Here is a 17,814-nt window from a genome sequence, read left to right as displayed (position 1 = left end):
TGTGCGCGCAGGCGCGCAGTCATCGATGCTCGAACCACACCGGCGACGCCCAGGCGCGCTCCTCGATCGTCGCGAAAATGTTGCGGCCACTGAACGCGCCCGGCGCGCCGTCGATCACGCAGCAGCCTTCGTAACCCTGCCAGCCCGTTTCGGCGGGGAAGATACCGTTGGCCGGACTCAGCGCCGCGCAATCGACGCCGGCCTCGACGCACATCCAGGTGCTCCAGCGGCAGCTCGGAATCTCGCGTGCCCGCGCGTACCACCAGGCATCGCGTCCGGCATCGAAATCCGGGTCCTGCCAGGTCACGCACAGCTGCGCCGGGTGCTGACGGGGCGCGACCGAACAGTCCGCCCCGGGCCGCTCGACCGGGTCCGTGGTGTGCGCCACCGCCTCGTAGGTGTGGACCTTCGGCGCGCCGCTGGCATCGACGTAGCCCTTGACGATGTCGATCGCCTGCAGCGGCAGCCCCGGCGACTCGCCGCCCGGATCCTGCATCGCCCACACCGTGACATACGGTGCCGTCGCGCCGTCCGGCCGCGGTGGCAGATCGCCGCCCATCACGGCACCGCTCGCCGCATCGACGCTCTGCCCGCCCTGCGCAAGCCGCGAGCAGATGTCCGCGGGCGGCGGCGTCCAGCTCGCCTGCAGGCGGATGCGCATACGCGGACCGCTGGTGCCGAAGGTCTCGCCGCGGTGCAGCGCGTCCCAGATCGCGGCGCGCGTGTTCTCCGGCGCCCACACGCCGGCCAGGCCACCGGGGCCGAAGCCGCGCGCGCGATCGAGGAACACGCGGTTGGTGCAGTGGCCCGGATCGGCCGGATCCTCGGGGTCGATCGGCCGGTTGCGGTTGTCGCAGTCCCAGCTGCCGAGATGGTCCTTGGGTTCGTCTTCGAGCACGCCGCCATGGCCGGTGAAGCCGCGCTCGCGCACGTTGCCCGGCGTGCCGTTGTGGGTATCGACCGAGGCGATGATGTTCTGCCGGTACGGATTGAGACCGAGCAGTCCACGCAGGGTGAGACCTTCGGCCATCGCGTTCTGGTACTGGTCGAGCGGCACCGTGCAGTTCGTGGCCGGACCGGAGCCGCCGTCGAGTCCCTGCGTTTCGCAGACGCGGGTCAGGTAGGTCGGACCGAAGCGCAGCGAGCAGAAGCTCGGATCGCGCGACGGATCGCCGCTGCAGTAGCGCGCGCAGGCCGGCGGATCGTCGGGCAGGCCGGCACAGACGTTCTTCGCCAGTTCGAAGTCGCAGCGCGTCTCCTCGCCGACGACGTAGGGACCTTCGAGCCCCGCGGCGCATTCGGAACCGCCCTTGTGCTGGTAGATCTCGAACACGCGGTCGTAGCCGCGGCGCAGCGCCGCGTCCGCCGGCGTCAGCGGCAGGCCGTCGCGCCCGGGCGGCAGCCCTGTCGACAGATCGCGCGGCAGGAAGAAGCGGCCGTCGGACAGGTTCACGCTGTGCGGAATCGTCAGCACCCGGCAACCTGCGAGCCCGCCGCACTCGGTCTGCAGATGATCGAACAGCATCCAGTCGTCGTTGACGTTGCGGTCGTCGATGCCGGTGAACGGCGTCACCGACGAGAACACCACGTCCGGCACCTGCGACGCGTCGCCGCGGAAGATGACGTTGCGATGAAACATCTGCCCGCGCTTGTTCGAGCTGAACTCGTAGCCGTGCAGCGTCGTGAACGTGCAGGGCTCGTCCTCGTCGTCGGTGATCGCCTGCTCCTCGATCCACGCCGGACGATCGGTCGGCGCGTCGGCGAGCAGCGTCTGCACGGCGATCTGGAACGGCGTCGTCCGTCCCTCGACGAAGGCGCGGATGTCGCCACGGATGTTGCTGCCGACGAGGTTGCAGACCGGGTTGGTCCCCGCCGGCACCTGGCCGCCGGCCTCGCAGATGGTCTTGAACGCGCCGAGGAACTCGGCGTGATCCGTGATTGCGACGAAGTCGAGCGGCCGGTCGAGCGTGATCGTCGTCGCCGGCGTGTCCGGATCGCTGTCACCCGCGGGCAGGCTGGCCGCCTCGCCCTTGGCGAAGCGGATCGCCTCGCGCGGGCCATTGATCGAGTTGAAGAAGTACGAGTCGAACGAGAAGCTGGTGTGCACGTGCAGGTCGCCGAAATAGGCCTGCTGGCGGCCGGGCACGACCGGCCCGCAGTCGCCAACCGTCGCGCCGGGCGGCGTCGGAGTCGGCGTCAGCGTCGGCGGCACGCTCGATGATCCGCAGCCGGCGAGCAAGCCCAGCAGCAGCGGCACGGTCCGTCTGCACATTCCCTGCATCATCGTTCCCTCACCCGGCAAAGACCCCGGCGCTGCGTTCGATCAGCCAGTACGCCGCCGCGGCGCCGTAAACGGTCAACGCGACCGTTGCGTAGCGCAGCGCCGGTCGCGCCATCGCGGCCAGTGCGACGAGCGCCAGCACGAACAGCAGCTGGCCCGCTTCGACGCCGAGATTGAACGCCGCCAGCGCCCAGGCGCGCGCGCCGTCGGGCAAGCCGGTCTGCGCCAGCGCGCCGGCAAAGCCGAAGCCGTGCAGCAGGCCGAACGCGAACGCGACGCGCGCCGGCGCGCGGCTGGCGATGCCGCGTTCGCCGGTGGCCAGCTCGACCGCCAGCAGCAGGATCGATGCGGCGATGCAGGCCTCGACCGCCGCGACGGGCAGCTGCCAGCCGCCCAGTGCCGCACCGGCGAGCGTGATCGAGTGCGCGATCGTGAACGCGGTCAGGGTACCGACCAGCGTGCTCGCGCCGCGGCCGCTGCGCCGCCACAGTGCCCACAGCCCGAGCACGAACAGCAGGTGATCCGGGCCGCGCAGGATGTGCTCGACACCCAGCGGGAAGTAATGCGCCACCGGCGGCGGCTCGGGCACGGCGCTGATCGTCCAGGCCGGCCGCGTCGCCGACAGCACGACATGTCGCGGCGCCGCGCCGAGCGGCTCGAACTGCAACACCGCATCGGGCAGGCGTGCGCTGAATCCGTCCAGCGCCAGCTCGCCGACCAGGCCGTCCGGGCAGCGCAGCGTCCAGTTCAGCACGCTGCCGTTGCTGGTCGGCTGAGTGCGTGGCGCGTCGAGCCGCGTGCAGTCCGCGGGCCAGCGCGGATGCAGGGTCAGCAGCTCGCCTTCGATGTCCTCCGGCAGTCGCAGCTGGCTGCTCCAGGTCTGCGCGTCGCGCTGGCTCAGGCGCCACTGCGCGGTGTTCATCGAATGCGCGAATGCGGTGCCGACTACTGACCACAGCACAAGCGCGAGGAGCGCGCGGATCATGGCGCGAGTCCGTAGCGCGCCTTGAGATCGGCGACCGCGAGCTCGGTCGCGATGCGACGCTGCTCCAGCAGGTAGTCGCGCAGCGCGCGCTCGCGCACGGCGGCGTGGTCCGGCGCCTGCGTGCGCCGGTCGTGCACGCGCACGAAGTACAGGCCGAGCGCCGTCGGCAACGGTCCCTGCCAGTCACCGACCGGCAGCTCGCCCAGCTGTTGCGCGAACGCCGAACCGAACAGACGTTCGACCTCGCGTGCCGACGCGCCGTCGAATCGGTTACCACCCGGATGCGGGTCGCTCAGCGCCGCCAGATCCGGTGCGGTCGTGCTGCGCAGGCGCTCGCCCAGCGCCTGCGCGGCCGCGGCCATGCGCGCCTCGTTGCGGCCGCGCGACAGGAACACCTGCTCGAAGCTGATGCGCTCGAACCCGCCGTAGCGGCTCGCGTGCGCGTCGATCCACGCGTCGAGGGTCGCGGTATCGGGTTCCGCAACCTCCACCCCCGCCTCCAGCAGCATGCGCATCTTCTGCACCAGGCGCCGGCGCACGATCAGGTCGCCCTCGCCCAGTCCGCGCGCGACGGCCTCGCGGTACAGCACCTCGTCCTCCAGCCAGCGCGCCGCATCGACCGGATCGGCGGCGACGATCCCTGGAGGCATCGGCGCAGCCGGATGCCGCCGCTGCGCATCGACGGCGAACAACAGCGCGCCGAGCGCGATGAACAGCAGCAGCGCGTGGCGCTGCTGCAGGCGGCTCAGACCATCGAGGAGGGACTGCATCGTCATCGTCGTCACCGGCCGGTTTCCGGATTGACGGCATTAGAGTCTTGTTGTTTACACTATGTCAATATGTTGCCGGCGGGCATGTGCCATCAATGCGGGGAAAACGGATGAAAAAGCTGCTGATCGGTGCCATCGTACTGGCCGCGCTCGCAGTGGGCGGCCTCGCCGCGCTGCAGATTCCGGCGCTGCAGGACCGCCTGATCGAAGCGGCGATCCGCAGCCGCATGGACGAGTCCGACCGCGCGCCGCTGTTCGCCGACGACGCGCTGCGCCTGCTGGTCTGCGGCAGCTCCTCGCCGCTGCCCGCGCCGGACCGCGCCCGTCCGTGCCTGGCCGTCATCGCCGCCGGCAGGTTCTACGTGGTCGATACCGGTCCCGGGTCGTGGAACCGGCTCGCGCTGCTGCGCATCCCCGGCCAGCGCATCGGTGGCGTGCTGCTGACGCATTTCCATTCGGATCACATCGGCGATCTGGGCGAATTCAACCTGCAGACCTGGGTCGCCGGCCGCGGTGCCCCGCTGAAGGTCTGGGGTCCGGCCGGCGTCGAGCGCGTCGTCGCCGGCTTCAACGAGTCCTACGCGCTGGACGCCGGCTATCGCACCGCGCATCACGGCGCGGCGCTGCTGCCACCGGCGGACGGCATGATGGAAGCGCATCCGCTGGCACTGGCCACGGACGGCAGCGCGCAGGTCGCGTTCACCGACGGCGATCTGACCGTGCGCGTGTTTCCGGTCACGCATACGCCGATCGAGCCCGCGGTCGGCTATCGCTTCGACTACAAGGGCCGCTCGCTGGTCATCAGCGGCGATACGGTCAAGGACGCGCACCTGATCGAAGCGGCGCGCGGTGCCGACCTGCTCGCGCACGAGGCGCAGAACAACGACATCGTCGCTCGCATGCACGACGCGGCGTCGGCGCTGGACCGCCCGCGCCTGCAGAAGGTGCTCGTCGACATTCCCAGCTATCACACCAGCCCGGTCGAGGCGGCCGAAGTCGCCAATGCCGCCGGCGTTCCCCTGCTGCTGATGTACCACCTCACCCCGCCGCCACCCAATCGCATCGCCGAGTCGGTGTTCCTGCGTGGCGTCGCCGCGGTGCGCAAGGGCGGCGTCGTGCTGGCGCGCGATGGCACGCTGATCGAGCTGCCACTGGACGGTGGTCGGGCAAAGATCAGCATTCTGCGACCGTAGATTGGCGCGCACCACAGACGCAGCGGGACGGCTTGCGCTACGCTGCGCGCCCCAACTGCGCCACGACGACCATGCGCCGCCGCCCCGAGTCCGATCACGACGCCGAAGCCGAACGCCCGAGCAAGACCCAGGTCAAGCAGGCGATGCTCGACTTGCAGCAGCTGGGCGTGGATCTGCTGGAGCTGCCGCTCGACCAGTTCGCGGCGATCGAGATGGACGAGCGGTTGCGCGAGGCCTTTGCCGAGCTGCGGCGCATCACCGCCTTCAGCGCCCGCAAGCGGCAGATGCAGTACGTCAGCAAGCTGCTGCGCGCCGAAGATCCGGAGCCGTTCCGTCGGGCGCTGGCCGCACATCGGGCCGGCAAGCGCCGCGATGCCGAAGCCCTGCATGCGGTCGAGCGCTGGCGCGAGCGCATTCTCGGCAGCGAGGACGGCCTCAAGGCTTGGCTGGATGCTTTCCCGGCGAGCGATACCAGCGCATTCCACTCGCTGCTGCGCAATGCTCACAGGGAACTTGCGGAGTCCGCCGCAGCCAGTCGCGGCGCTCCACAGACCAAGGGAAAGTTCTACCGCGCGCTGTTCCAGCACATCCGGCGCGTGATGCAGGACGCTGCTTCGGGCGCTACGCCGCCGCTAGCCTGACGCAGTCGCGGCCGGCCGCCTTGGCCGCATAGAGGGCCGCGTCGGCACGGCGCATCATCGCGTCCAGACTGTCACCGGGAAATCCGAGCGCGGTGACTCCGGCGCTGATGGTGATGCGAAATCCCGGCGCGGACGGATCGATCTCGGTCTCGGCCACGGCCCGCCGGATCCGCTCCGCCACCTGTTCGGCCTGGGGGAGTCGTGTGTCCGGCAGCAGGACGACGAATTCCTCGCCGCCGTAACGCGCGAACACATCGGGCCCGCGCAGCAGCGGACGCACCGTGTTGACCAGATGCTGCAGCGCCCGATCGCCGGCCTCGTGGCCGAGGCGATCGTTCACGTCCTTGAAGTGATCGACGTCGAGCACGATGATCGACAAGGCGCGCTGGTAGCGATGGGCGACATCGAAAGACTGGCGCGCCAGATCGTAGAAATGCCGGCGGTTGTGGGCGCCGGTGAGTTCGTCGGTACGTGCCATCTGCTGTTCGCGCGCCAGTGCCTTCTGCAGCTCGGCATTGGCCGCCTCGGCTTCGGCCTTGGCGAGCCGCAGCGCCTCGTCCGCCTCGGTGCGCGCGGTGATGTCCTGGTTGACGATGATCGCGCCGCTGATCGCGCCGGACGGCTCACGCAGTGGAATGGCCGAGTTGAGGATGATCTTGCTGCTGCCGTCGAAGCACTGGATACGGATCTCCTCGTCGATCGAGGTCTCGCCTTTCTGGATCGCGCGCGCGGCCGCCCACTCGTCCGCGGCGATCGGCTCGCCGGTGGCGCGCCACCAGCCCTTGTATTCGCCGAACTGCTCGGGCGGCACGTAACGGGCGCCGGCCCAGATCCGCTGACCGGCCGGATTGCCGTAGCTGATGCGACCGCCGCGATCCATCAGCCAGACCCCGACGGGCAGCGCCTCGAGGACACTGCGCAGCGTCTGTTCGGTCCTGCGCACCGCGGCCTCGGCCAGCCTGCGCGCGGTGATGTCGTCGTGCGAGACGATCAGATACTGGGCTCCATCATGCTCGCAGCGCGTCACGCGGAGGATGAACCAGCGCTCCTGATCGGGTGAATTGCACGGATATTCGAGCGTCACCTCGTCCCGCTCGCCGCCCCGCATGGCCTGGATGCCGTCCAGGACCGAACGGGCGATCGGATCGCCGCCATCCCGCGCGGCGCTCTCGCAGACCTCGATGTAGTTGGACCCGACATAGCTGCGTCCGGCCTCGCCGCCGTTGCAGCGAGAAAAGCGGCTCCACGCCTGGTTGACCGCGACGATACGGCCGTCCATGTCGAGCACGGCGATGTGTGCCGCCAGTGAGTCGAGGACGGCGATCGCGAAATCAAGACGTTGTGTGCGCATGACGCCGGCCGGTCCTCATCGTGGAGATGGTCACCGCTCGACGCCTCGCGGGCGTTGACCTGGGTCAAGCGCGGGGGCGCTTGTGCGGCTCAAGATTGCGCTGTCGCTGCCGCTAACGGATGCGGGGCAATCCAGTCCAACCCGCCTCGCCGCTCGGAGATCACCATGGCCAATCCCATTTCGCAGGTCGGCTCTTCAGTCAAATCCCATGCTGCAGCGCAGGCGGCCCCGAACTCCGAACGCGCCGCGGGACGGACGTCCGCGACCGCCGCACTGAAGGAGCAGCGGTCGCGAATGAACGCCGCCATCGTCGCCTCGTCGGAGCAGGCCGCGATCAGCGCCGGCAACGAGCCGCTGGCCCTGCTGTTCCGCTCCGCGATCGAGCAGATCAACGAGGCGCTCAAGCCCACCCTCGGTGAGAACGCGATCCAGAACGCAATGAACCAGGACAACTCGCCGGAGGGCACCGCCGGACGCATCGTCGCGCTGTCCACCGGCTTCTTCGAAGCCTTCAAGCAGCAGCATGGAAACGAGCCGGAAGACGAAGTGCTGAAGAAGTTCATGGAGACGATCCGCAGCGGCTTCGAGAAGGGCTTCAACGAGGCCAAGACGATCCTCGAAGGTCTGGGCGTCTTCGCCGGCGATATCGCGGCCGGCATCAATCGGACCTACGAACTGGTGCAGCAAGGCTACGCCGCGTTCGAGAAGGAACGCAGCGGCACGAAGACCGAAGCGGCCGCCTGACGCGCGAACCGCGCTAGGGCCGGATGAAGATCGGGCTCGACCACGCGCGGTTCTCGACGTCGGCCAGGCAGCGGTCGTCGAGCGGCGTGCGCGCGTCACCGAAGCAGGGCCGGACGGCGATGCAGCGTCCCGCGTCGTCGTATTCGCAGCGCAGCTGCGCACCGTTGATCGCCGGCTCCGCGCGCTGGATCGCCCGCGCGTAATACAGCACCTCGCGTCCCAGGGCGGGATACTCCGGGTCCTCGAACTCGGCGCTGCAGCCCTGCCCTTCATCGGCGCAGCGCAGCACCTTCCACGGATCCTCGATCAGCGCGCCGAGCGGCTCGTCGCGATCGGCCTGGCGGCGGATGCGCACGATCTCGAAACGCTCGATCGGCGTGCGCGTGTCGCCCGGGTTGTAGCACTCGCCGCCACACAGGCGCTCGACGCGATCGGCACCCAGCGCCGCCTCGGTCCACGCCGGGCAGCCCGGCTTCTGCACGAATGCACCCTGCGCGCGCACGCGAAAGCGCGGCACGTCCTTGCCCTGCAGTTCCGAGCCCATCGGATGGCGCACGCCCTGCGCGTCGATCAGGTCGAACCACAGCAGCATGCGCGGACCGGAGGTGCCATAGACCTCCTTGCGCTGCAGTGCGTTCCAGATCGCGTCGCGGTCGCGCGTCGGCGCATGCACCGCGACCAGACCACCGGTGTAGAAGAACGAGGCCTGGCGCTCGGTCTCGTTGACCTGCAGAAAGTTGAACGGCCCGGAGCCGAGCGTGTACTCGCGCGGCCGCTGCGGGTCGCCCTTGGGCTTGGCGGCATCGACGAAACGCCGCTGCACCAGCGCGTTGACCGCACCGCGTGCCTCGGTCGAGGAGTGGCGGTTGACCGGCTTGAAGCCGGTGCCGGGCTCGGCCGCGTGGTTGTCGCTCGACCCGATGAAGCCGAAATGGAAGCGCAGCGGTCCGCCGTCGTCGTCGCGCTCGGCCGGATTGCTCAGCGCCATGATCGCCTGCACCGAGCTGCCCGGACGATGATTGAACGGCGGCTGGAAGCAGTCCGTGCATTGTCCGCAGTTGAGCCAGTCCTCGGGTTTCACGTCGGCGACCGTGAGGTGTCCGGCGCGGCCGGCAGCGAGATAGTTGCGCTCGACCTGGGCGACGCGCGCGGCGCATTCGGCCGAGTCCGGATCGTCGCAGCGCGAACGGATGATCTGGCCGGCGCGCTGGCAGCAGGGCAGATAGTCGTCGGTCGCCTCCGGGCAAACCATTTCGCCGTCCGCGCCGTAGGCCACCGCCTTCCAGTCGCGGTACGGCTCGGAATTGCCATGCCCCGAATAGACTTCGATCAGCGTCTGACGTTTGGGATCGTGCTGCTCGCGCGTGAGCTGCTTGGTCCAGTCGGAGCCGGGCGGCGTGTAGTAGCCCCAGGTGGTGCCGTGCGGAATCACCAGCGCCTCGCCGCCCCATTCGTCGAGCTTGCGGAACAGCTCGCGCGGCGTGTCGGCGACCTCGATGCAGTCGGCCGGCAGCTCGCGCGTGTTCACATCCGTCGCGCAGACCGGCGTGTCGATCAGCTCGCGGCGCTTGGCCTGCTGCAGGAACTGGTAGTCGCGGTGGGTGAAATCCGCGAGATACGGCCCGATCACGCGCTCGATCGGCGGCAGCGGGTCGTTGCGCATCGCCTTGAACGCGGTGCCGCCGGCGACGATCGGACGCCTCGGCACGCGTTCATCGGCGGTCTCGCGCAGGATCACGTTCTTGTGGCCATAGTGGGTCGCCGGCGTGTTGCCCATCTGCGTCCATTCCCAGCCGAGAAAGGCGACGATGTCCGGATTGTCCGCCGGACCCGCGGCGGCATTGCAGGCGTTCACCGTGTCCTTGATCATCGACCAGTGCCGCGGCGTCAGGCTCTCGGCATGATCGGTGTGGGCGTAGAAATCGAGCGACGAGCAGAAACGCGCGAAATCGCAGGCATCGGCCGGCGGACGGGCACCCGGACCGTGCATCAGCGGCATCGCCCAGGCGAAGGCATCCATCGAGTAGGTCGTATGCACGTGCAGGTCGCCGAACAGAATCTGGTCGGGACCCGGATCCGACGTTTCCGGCGCCGCGTTCTGCGAGGCGCGTTGCCGCAGGCTGCCGGCATCGACCCGCTGCGGCGCCACCGTGCCGGCGCCTTCCGGTTCGACCCGGCGATCGAGCCACAGCACCGCGCCGCCAAGGCCAACGATCATCACTGCCGCAAGCGCACCCTTCGAGATCCCGTTCATGCCCGACTCCCCCATGGTCACGTTTACAGTATGTCAATATTGTGCCGGCAGAAGCCAGAGAAGACCCTCGACGATGGACGCTGAAGCGTACTGGACCCGGCATCGCATCGCACTCGCCTGGGCGGCCGTGCTGCTCGGCAGCCTGATTGCCGCCGTCACACTGTACGTGGACGGTCGTGACGCGCTGCCGGCGGATGCCGTCGCAATGGTCGGCAGCCAGCCGATCCTGCGCAGCCAGTGGCTGCGTGCGGTGCAGGCCGTCGAAGCCGACCGCGGCGCACCGCTGGATGCGCCCGCGCGGCGTGCGATCCTGCAGCGCCTGATCGACGAGGAACTGCTGTTCCAGCACGCCATCGACAGCGGCCTGGCACGCAACGACCCGGCGCTGCGCAAGACGCTGGTCGCAGGCCTGGTCGATGCCACGACGGCCGGCGCGGCGGTGGACGAGAACGACGCGCGCGCGCTGTTCGAGCAGGATCCCGCCTACTTCTCGGCGCAGGCACGTCTGCGGATCGGCGCGGTGCTGGCACCTGCGGACACCGCGGCCGACGACGCGCGGCTGGCGGCGGCGCTGCGGGATGGCGACGTCCGCGCGCCGCTCAGAGCCATCGAACTGCCGGCGCAGGCGCTCACGCTGCCGCAGATCGCCCAGCGCCTGGGCGGCAGCGCCGCGGAACTGCTGCGCACCGCCGAGCGCGGTCGCGTGCTCGGTCCGTTGCGCGGCGGCGATGCGCGGCTGTACCTGATGCTGCACGAACGTCTCGCCGACATGCCGCGTTACGACCAAGTGGCCGATGCGGTGCGCACCGAACTGTCGCGACGGCAGGCCGAAGCGGCGCTCGAACGGCTGCTCGTCACCCTGCGCAGCAGCACGCCGGTCCGCACCGCCGATGCGCCGTAGGCGATTGGCGTCCGCGCTCCTGCTGATCGGCGCGCAGTGCCTCGCACCGGCGTGGGCGCACAACCGCTCGGTGTCGTATTCGGACTGGGACGTCGCCGGCAACGAGTTGCGCGCGACGGTGCGCCTGCCGACCGCCGAACTCAATCCGCTCAGCCTCGATCCATTCGCGCCGGCGACCACCGGCCTGATCGCGCAGCGCGTCGGTGATGGATTCCAGCCCGAATCCGTGAACGCTCCCTGTGCCGTGGTACAGGTCGATGCGCGCCTGGCCGGACAGCAGTTCCTGATCGACGCGCGCTGGCATTGCGCCGGTCCGCCCGTACGGCTGCGCACCCGCTTCCTGCTCGACGCGATTCCGGGCCATCTGCATCTGCTGCAATGGCGCTCCGCGGATGCGACGCACGGACCGTTCGCGCTCAGCGCCGCGAACGACGTGATTGCCTTCGACACCGCGACCGGCGACGCGCCGGCGCCGTCGTTCCAGCGCTATTTGTCGCTGGGCCTCGAACACATCCTGCTGGGCTGGGACCACCTGGCCTTTCTGCTTGCCGTGCTGCTGGGCGCCGCGACGCTGCCTGCGCTGGTGTGGCGCGTCACCGGCTTCACGCTCGGGCACAGCCTGACGCTGGCGCTGGCGGCACTGGGCGGCATACGTCCGTCCGCGCTGCTGGTGGAGAGCTTCATTGCGCTGACCATCGTCTGCGCGGCCGCGGAACGCGCGCTGGCAGGCCACCGCCGCGCGCTGTGGCACGGTGCCGCACTCGCCGCGACGCTGGCGCTGGCCGGCTGGCTCGCCGGCGCCCTGCCGCTGCCCTTGCTGCTGGCCGTACCGCTGCTGATGCTCGGCAACGGCAGCACCGCGCCGGCACTCGACAGCGCCAGGACCGCACTGTTCGGCCTGTTCCACGGTTTCGGTTTTGCCGGAGTGCTGGCGCAGCTGTCCGCAGCACAGTCCGTGCCGCCGTTGCCGCTGCTCGGCTTCAATCTCGGTGTGGAGCTGGGTCAGCTGCTGTTCGTGCTGCCGCTGTGGTGGGCCACACGAAAATGGGCGAGCCTGCGCTCGCCCATCGTCCCTGCCGTGATCCTCGCGCTCGGCTGCGCGTGGTACCTGCAGCGGATCAGCTCATGACCGCCTTGCTGAACTGCGTCACGAGCCGCTGGTAGGCCGAAGGCAGCGCGCGCGCCACGCCGTCGATGACGTGCGCATCGGGGCCGACCAGCACACGGCGCTGGTTCTTCTCGACCGCGCGCAGGATGATGCGCGCCGCGCGATTGGCCGTCGTGATGAAGTTCTTCTCGAACCTGGCGGTGGCGTTCTTCCGGTCCATGCCCAGCTGTTCGACGCTGCCGGACATGCGCGCCGAACGGGCGATGTTGGTCTTGATGCCGCCGGGGTGCACGCTGGTGGCGCTGACCCCGCACCTCTGCATGTCCAGCTCCATGCGCAGCGACTCGGTGAAGCCGCGCACCGCGAACTTCGCCGCGTTGTAGGCCGACTGCGACGGAATGCCGACCAGGCCAAATACGCTGGACGTATTGATGATGTGGCCCTCGCCGGCCTGCTTCAGATACGGCAGGAAAGCCTTGGTGCCGTGCACGACGCCCCAGAAGTTGATGTTCATCAACCACTCGAAGTCTTCGTAGGACATGCCTTCGACGGTCGCCGCCAGCGCGACGCCGGCGTTGTTGAAGATCAGGTTGACCTTGCCGTGATCGCGCACCACCGCGTCGGCCCAGGCGAACACCGCCTTGCGGTCCGCCACGTCGAGATGCGCGTGCGTCACCTTGACGCCGGCGCCCGACACCAGCCGCACGGTCTCGGCGAGGCCCTCGTCGTTGACGTCGGACAGCGCCAAGTGGCAGCCGCGCCCGGCCAGTTCGACTGCGAGCTCGCGCCCCATGCCGGAGCCCGCGCCGGTGATCGCGGCGACCTTGTTCCTGAAGTTTTTCATCGATGTGTCCGTTGGCTTGAAGTCTGTTGTGCTGGCTGCGCAGTGGAACCCGAAGCCATCAACGATGACATTGGCCGCTGGCACTTTATCCGTGGCTGCGCGGCCGATCAACGCAGGGCCGTCTTGACGCAAGTCAGCGCCGCGCCGGCTGCGGCAGGCGATAGTCGGCGCCCATGATCTCCTTCGTCGCCAACCGGCTGCCGCAGGGACTCGAAGCGCTCACCGAGCTGGCGCTCGACCTGCGCTGGACCTGGAATCACGCGACCGACGCGCTGTGGGAATCACTGTCCGCGGATATCTGGTCGCGCACGCGCAACCCGTGGCTGATCCTGCGGGCCGTTTCGCGGCGGCGCCTGGAACAGCTGGCCTCGGACGCCGGCTTCCGCCAGCGGCTGGCCGGCGCCGTCGCCGAACGACGCCAGTACCTCGACCAGCCGGCCTGGTTCGAACGCAGCGGTGCGGAGCCGGCACCGCGGGTCGCCTACTTCTGCCTGGAATACGGCCTCGCCGAAGCCTTGCCGCTGTACTCGGGCGGGCTCGGCATCCTCGCCGGGGACACGCTCAAGACCGCCAGCGACCTGGGCCTGCCGATGATCGCGGTCGGACTGCTCTACCAGCAGGGCTACGCCCGGCAGATGCTCGATAGTGTGGGCGCGCAGCAGGAGTTCTATCCGGCGAACGTGCCCGGCGACCTGCCGATCTCGCCGGCCCTCGGTCCCGACGGCGAGTGGCTGTCGGTCACGCTGCGCCTGCCCGGACGGGACGCGATGCTGCGCGTCTGGCAGGCGCAGGTGGGACGCGTGCCGCTGCTGCTGCTCGACAGCAATCACCCGTTCAACAGTCCGGCGGATCGCGGCATCACCAACACGCTCTATCCCGCAGCGCCGGAGGCGCGCTTCCTGCAGGAGATCGCGCTGGGCATCGGCGGCTGGCGCGCGCTGGCGGCGCTGGGCCATCAACCCGAGGTCTGCCATCTCAACGAGGGACATGCCGCGCTCGCCACGCTGGAGCGGGCACGCCAGTTCATGCGCAGCACCGGCATCGGCTTCCGCGAAGCGCTGTGGGCGACACGCGCGGGCAACGTATTCACGACGCACACCTCCGTCGCCGCGGCGTTCGACGTCTTTCCGATCGAGCTGGCGCGCAAGTACGGCCGCGTCTATGCGCGCGACATCGGCATCGACGAGGACGAGCTGGCGCGCCTCGGGCAGCCACTGCAGGGCTCGCGCGACGAGCCCTTCAACATGACGTTCCTGGCGCTGCGCAGCTGCGGCGCGGTCAACGGCGTCAGCCGCATCCACGGCGAAGTCAGCCGCCGGCTGTTCGGTGGACTGTTCCCGCGCTGGCCTCGGCAGGAAGTGCCGGTCAGCCACATCACCAACGGCGTGCATGCGCCGAGCTGGGACTCGCCGGCCGCCGACCGCCTGTGGACCGAGACCTGCGGCAAGGGACGCTGGCGCGGCGATCTCAAGACGCTGGCCTGCGACATCCAGCGCGTGGACGATCACGCGTTGTGGCGGCTGATCGGCGACGAGCGGCTCGAGCTCGTCAATCAGGTCCGCTCGCGGCTCAAGCGCCAGCTCGGCCAGCGCGGACTCGACGCGGCGACGGTCGAGGCCGCTGCCCACGTGCTCGACCCGAATGTCCTCACGCTCGGCCTCGCGCGCCGCTTCACCGCCTACAAGCGCCCCAATCTGCTGCTGACCGATCCGGACCGCCTCGCCCGCCTGCTGACCCACGGCGAGAAACCCGTACAGATCGTCGTTGCCGGCAAGGCGCACCCGCAGGACGCCGAGGGCAAGCGCCTGATCCGCGCGTGGACCGAATTCGTCCAGCGTCCGGACGTGCGTGCGCGGGTGGTGTTCGTCGAGGACTACGACGTCAATCTCGCCCAGTGCATGGTCCAGGGCGTGGACGCCTGGATCAACACACCACGGCGTCCCTGGGAAGCCTGCGGCACGTCCGGGATGAAGGTGCTGGTCAACGGCGGCCTCAACATCTCGGTGCTCGATGGCTGGTGGGACGAAGCTTATAGCGCGGACGCCGGCTGGGCGATCCGCGCGGACCGCGACTCCGACGCCGCCACCGATCGTGCCGAGGCCGAACAGCTCTATACCTTGCTCGAACGCGAAGTCGTGCCCCTGTTCTACGACCGCGATGCCGAGGGACTGCCGCGTCAATGGCTGGCGCGCATCCGTGGCAGCCTGACGACGCTGGCCCCGCACTACTCCAGCAACCGGATGCTCGACGAGTATCTCGATGCACTCTACCGCCCCGCCGCTGCCGCGCATCGCCGTCGTTGCGCCGACGGCGCACGCCTCGCCGCCGAGCTGCTGCACTGGCAGCGCACGCTGACGACGGGCTGGTCGCAGATCCGTTTCGGCAAGCTCGACATCGACCCGATCGAAGGCGGCTGGTCGTTCCGCGTGCCGCTGTACCTCGGCGAGGTGCCGGCCGACGCCGTGGCCGTCCAGATCTATGCGGAACCGCGCGGCGCCGGCGACACCACGCATTGGACGATGCGGCGCCAGGCACCCATCGACGGCGCCCTGAACGCCTGGAACTACGAGACGACCATCACCAGCGCACGGCCGGCGACCGATTTCACGCCACGCGTCCTGCCCCACCACCCCGAGGCCATCGTGCCGCTGGAAGTCTCGCTGATCCGCTGGTGGCCCTGAGCGCGGGTTCGACGGAGCCCCCCGACGAGGGCGGCGCACTGCAGCGGACGGTCCTACGAAATTGTCCGCGGATCGCGTAATGTCTCGTCCGGCGGCCCGTCCGGACCGGTGGTCCGGCGGCATGGATGCATCCGGGCCCCGGGACCGACGATCAGAGGTTCAGATGAAGACCGCATCGCAGTTGCCACCGGCGCCTGCCGGCTCGATGGACGACAGCGCCCCCGAGCGCACGCGCATGCAGCGGCTGGGGCATCCGGCCGTGGACGCACTGCGCCGCACGGTGCACGCCGCCTTGGCCGACTTGATCGGCAATTTTTTACGCTTCCTGCCAGTCACGCTCACGCAGCGCGCCAAGGCCAGCAGTCTGCCGTCGGAACAGCGCGGCTGTGCCGAGCTGGCGCGTCTGACCGGCGGTACCGCCGCCGAACGCTGGCTGCAGGAGTTCACCACCCGCTTCGATGCCCATCTGATCGCCACGGTCGCCGCCGGCGACCGCCAGCCGCTCGAAGCCGATGCCAACGACGTCATCGTCCTGACCCAGCGCGAACTGCGCGCGCAGACCCAGTACGCCGCCCTGATCGCCGATCTCGACGTGCGGCTCGGCCAGATCCGCCGCACGACCCACTTCCCGGTCCGGGCCGGTGCGCTGGCGCCGGCCGCGCTGTGCCGCACGCTGCTCGATGCCGCCACGGCGCAGAAATGCAGCGGCGCGCCGCTGCGCATCCTGTTCGAGCAGTTCGACGAATCCGTACTGCCGCAACTGCCGCGCCTGTATCAGGTCGTGCTCGACGCCCTGGCCGATATCGAGGCGCGCGCCGCCGAGGCGTCGGCCCTGCTGGAACGCGAGAAGGCGCGCGCCGAGACCCTGCGCCAGCTGCAGCCCGGCGCTGCCGAGACGCCGGCGCCGGCACCGGCCGCGAAACCCGGCGCCCCGCCGCCGCCCCCGCAGATCGACAGCAAGACCGCGTCGATGCTCAAGGGCGTGGCCATGCAGCCGCCGCCGCCCGACAAGGACTACTCCGACGTGTCGCTGGCTCAGGATCTGCTGACCCTGCAGACCGACGCACCGCTGGCCGGCGTCGATATCAAGCCCGAACAGCGCTGGGTGCCGCTGCAGCGCATCTCGCTGGCCGGCAAATTCCTCAACGAGGCGATCGCCGACCCACTGGTGCCGAAGGACCAGGAGAAGCAGCACGAGGCGGTGCGCTTCCCGGTCATCAAGTCGGCGATCACCGACGCGACGCTGTTCACGGCGGTCACGCATCCGCTGCGCGCGCTGGTCAACGACCTGATGCTCAAGTCGGCGACATCGCGCATCACCGGCACCGCCGAAGCGCGGCGCATGGCCGAGGTGCTGCAGCAGGTGCTGGTGCAGTTCGACCTCGCGCCCGACTTCGTCCGCGAGGCGATGCTCACTGCGCAACCGATCCAGGAAGAACAGATCCAGTCGTTCTTCGAGTCGCAGAAGGAACAGACCGTGCAGCGCCGCGAAGCGGTCGTCGCCGAGGCCAAGCGCCTGGTCGTGCGCGAACTCGAACTGCGCACCTTCGGCCGTTCCGTGCCGGCGCCCGCCATCAAGTTCCTCAACACCTGCTGGGGACCGCTGCTGGTCAAGGGCCTGCTGCAGCACGGCGCCGACAGCGCGCACTGGCGCGCCGGCATCGACCGCATGGAGAGCATGCTCGACCAGCTCGAGATTTCCGACCAGCAGATGCCGCCGCCGGCGGAGTGGCAGGAAACCGCGGCGGCGATGGGCAAGGACCTGCGCGAAGGCGGCCTGTCCGAGGATCGGGTCAAGCGTGCGCTGGCGCTGCTCGATGCGGCCTGGCAGGCACCGAAGCAACAGTTCTCGCTCTGAATCGCGCCCCGGCGCGCCTTGAGCGATTTTTACCAGGGCGCCTTCACGAGACCTTCAAACCGTCGTAACGCGGCGTTCCTAGCATGCGCGCCCCGCCATGTCCGCGCCGCGTTGCCGATGAGACCGTCCCGCTGCACAGAATCCGCCCGCCATCGACCGTTTCGCCCGTATCCGGCTGGCCGCGGTGCGTTGCTGCTCGCCGT

General features: G+C 69.5%; 13 protein-coding genes. 7 read left to right on the top strand and 6 right to left on the bottom strand.

Translation table 11 applies throughout. The features are described from left to right. Positions 1-19: 19 nt before the first annotated feature. The 3 genes from AAG565_RS02605 to AAG565_RS02595 are packed head-to-tail and all read right to left on the bottom strand — an operon-like array spanning position 20 to position 4,042. Positions 20-2,272: a DUF3604 domain-containing protein gene (locus AAG565_RS02605; protein ID WP_348817984.1), complete on the bottom strand. Its 2,253-nt coding sequence runs from the start codon at positions 2,270-2,272 to the stop codon at positions 20-22. Positions 2,273-2,291: 19 nt separating this feature from the next. After that, positions 2,292-3,266 carry a HupE/UreJ family protein gene (locus AAG565_RS02600; protein ID WP_348817983.1) on the bottom strand — a complete coding sequence of 325 codons (975 nt, stop codon included), beginning with the start codon at positions 3,264-3,266 and terminating at the stop codon, positions 2,292-2,294. Further along, positions 3,263-4,042 (bottom strand): peptidylprolyl isomerase, encoded by a 780-nt coding sequence (locus AAG565_RS02595; protein ID WP_348817982.1) that lies wholly within the window; start codon positions 4,040-4,042, stop codon positions 3,263-3,265. The genes AAG565_RS02600 and AAG565_RS02595 overlap by 4 nt, the downstream gene beginning before the upstream one ends. Before the next feature lie 104 nt (positions 4,043-4,146). Between AAG565_RS02595 and AAG565_RS02590 the strand changes: the two genes are divergently transcribed. Together AAG565_RS02590 and yjgA are read left to right on the top strand one after the other, a co-directional pair. After that, complete coding sequence (locus AAG565_RS02590) at positions 4,147-5,229, top strand: MBL fold metallo-hydrolase (protein WP_348817981.1); 1,083 nt, start codon at positions 4,147-4,149, stop codon at positions 5,227-5,229. A 71-nt stretch (positions 5,230-5,300) separates the two neighbouring features. Beyond that, positions 5,301-5,870 carry a ribosome biogenesis factor YjgA gene (gene yjgA / locus AAG565_RS02585; RefSeq protein ID WP_348817980.1) on the top strand — a complete coding sequence of 190 codons (570 nt, stop codon included), beginning with the start codon at positions 5,301-5,303 and terminating at the stop codon, positions 5,868-5,870. On the opposite strand, the gene AAG565_RS02580 is transcribed toward yjgA, so the two are convergent. Further along, positions 5,851-7,221 (bottom strand): diguanylate cyclase, encoded by a 1,371-nt coding sequence (locus tag AAG565_RS02580; RefSeq protein ID WP_348817979.1) that lies wholly within the window; start codon positions 7,219-7,221, stop codon positions 5,851-5,853. The two genes, yjgA and AAG565_RS02580, sit on opposite strands and share 20 nt — an antisense overlap. A 294-nt stretch (positions 7,222-7,515) precedes the next feature. On the opposite strand from AAG565_RS02580, the gene AAG565_RS02575 reads away from it, so the two are divergent. Next, complete coding sequence (locus tag AAG565_RS02575) at positions 7,516-7,965, top strand: DUF5610 domain-containing protein (protein WP_348817978.1); 450 nt, start codon at positions 7,516-7,518, stop codon at positions 7,963-7,965. A gap of 13 nt (positions 7,966-7,978) precedes the next feature. Here AAG565_RS02575 and AAG565_RS02570 read toward each other — a convergent pair whose 3' ends face one another. After that, positions 7,979-10,219, bottom strand: a complete 2,241-nt coding sequence (locus tag AAG565_RS02570; RefSeq protein ID WP_348817977.1) for a DUF3604 domain-containing protein — start codon at positions 10,217-10,219, stop codon at positions 7,979-7,981. Between the two features lie 73 nt (positions 10,220-10,292). Here AAG565_RS02570 and AAG565_RS02565 point away from each other — a divergent pair, with 73 nt between their 5' ends. Together AAG565_RS02565 and AAG565_RS02560 are read left to right on the top strand one after the other, a co-directional pair. Further along, positions 10,293-11,120: a hypothetical protein gene (locus AAG565_RS02565; protein WP_348817976.1), complete on the top strand. Its 828-nt coding sequence runs from the start codon at positions 10,293-10,295 to the stop codon at positions 11,118-11,120. Positions 11,121-11,124: 4 nt separating this feature from the next. Beyond that, complete coding sequence (locus AAG565_RS02560; protein ID WP_348817975.1) at positions 11,125-12,249, top strand: HupE/UreJ family protein; 1,125 nt, start codon at positions 11,125-11,127, stop codon at positions 12,247-12,249. Here the strand turns inward: AAG565_RS02560 and AAG565_RS02555 are convergent. Beyond that, positions 12,239-13,072, bottom strand: coding sequence for an SDR family NAD(P)-dependent oxidoreductase (locus tag AAG565_RS02555; RefSeq protein ID WP_348817974.1), 834 nt, complete (start codon positions 13,070-13,072; stop codon positions 12,239-12,241). The two genes, AAG565_RS02560 and AAG565_RS02555, sit on opposite strands and share 11 nt — an antisense overlap. A gap of 173 nt (positions 13,073-13,245) precedes the next feature. On the opposite strand from AAG565_RS02555, the gene glgP reads away from it, so the two are divergent. Together glgP and AAG565_RS02545 are read left to right on the top strand one after the other, a co-directional pair. Beyond that, a complete protein-coding gene (gene glgP / locus AAG565_RS02550; protein WP_348817973.1) occupies positions 13,246-15,753 on the top strand; it encodes an alpha-glucan family phosphorylase in 2,508 nt (835 codons plus the stop codon). Positions 15,754-15,916: 163 nt separating this feature from the next. After that, the gene (locus AAG565_RS02545) at positions 15,917-17,611 is read left to right on the top strand and encodes a DUF1631 family protein (protein ID WP_348817972.1); all 1,695 of its coding nucleotides are present in this window, start codon (positions 15,917-15,919) and stop codon (positions 17,609-17,611) included. The last annotated feature ends 203 nt before the right edge of the window (positions 17,612-17,814 follow it).

It is taken from the genome of Fontimonas sp. SYSU GA230001, from assembly GCF_040066175.1.
Classification (GTDB): Bacteria; Pseudomonadota; Gammaproteobacteria; order Nevskiales; family Nevskiaceae; genus Solimonas.
This window is presented reverse-complemented; position numbering and strand designations above follow the sequence as displayed.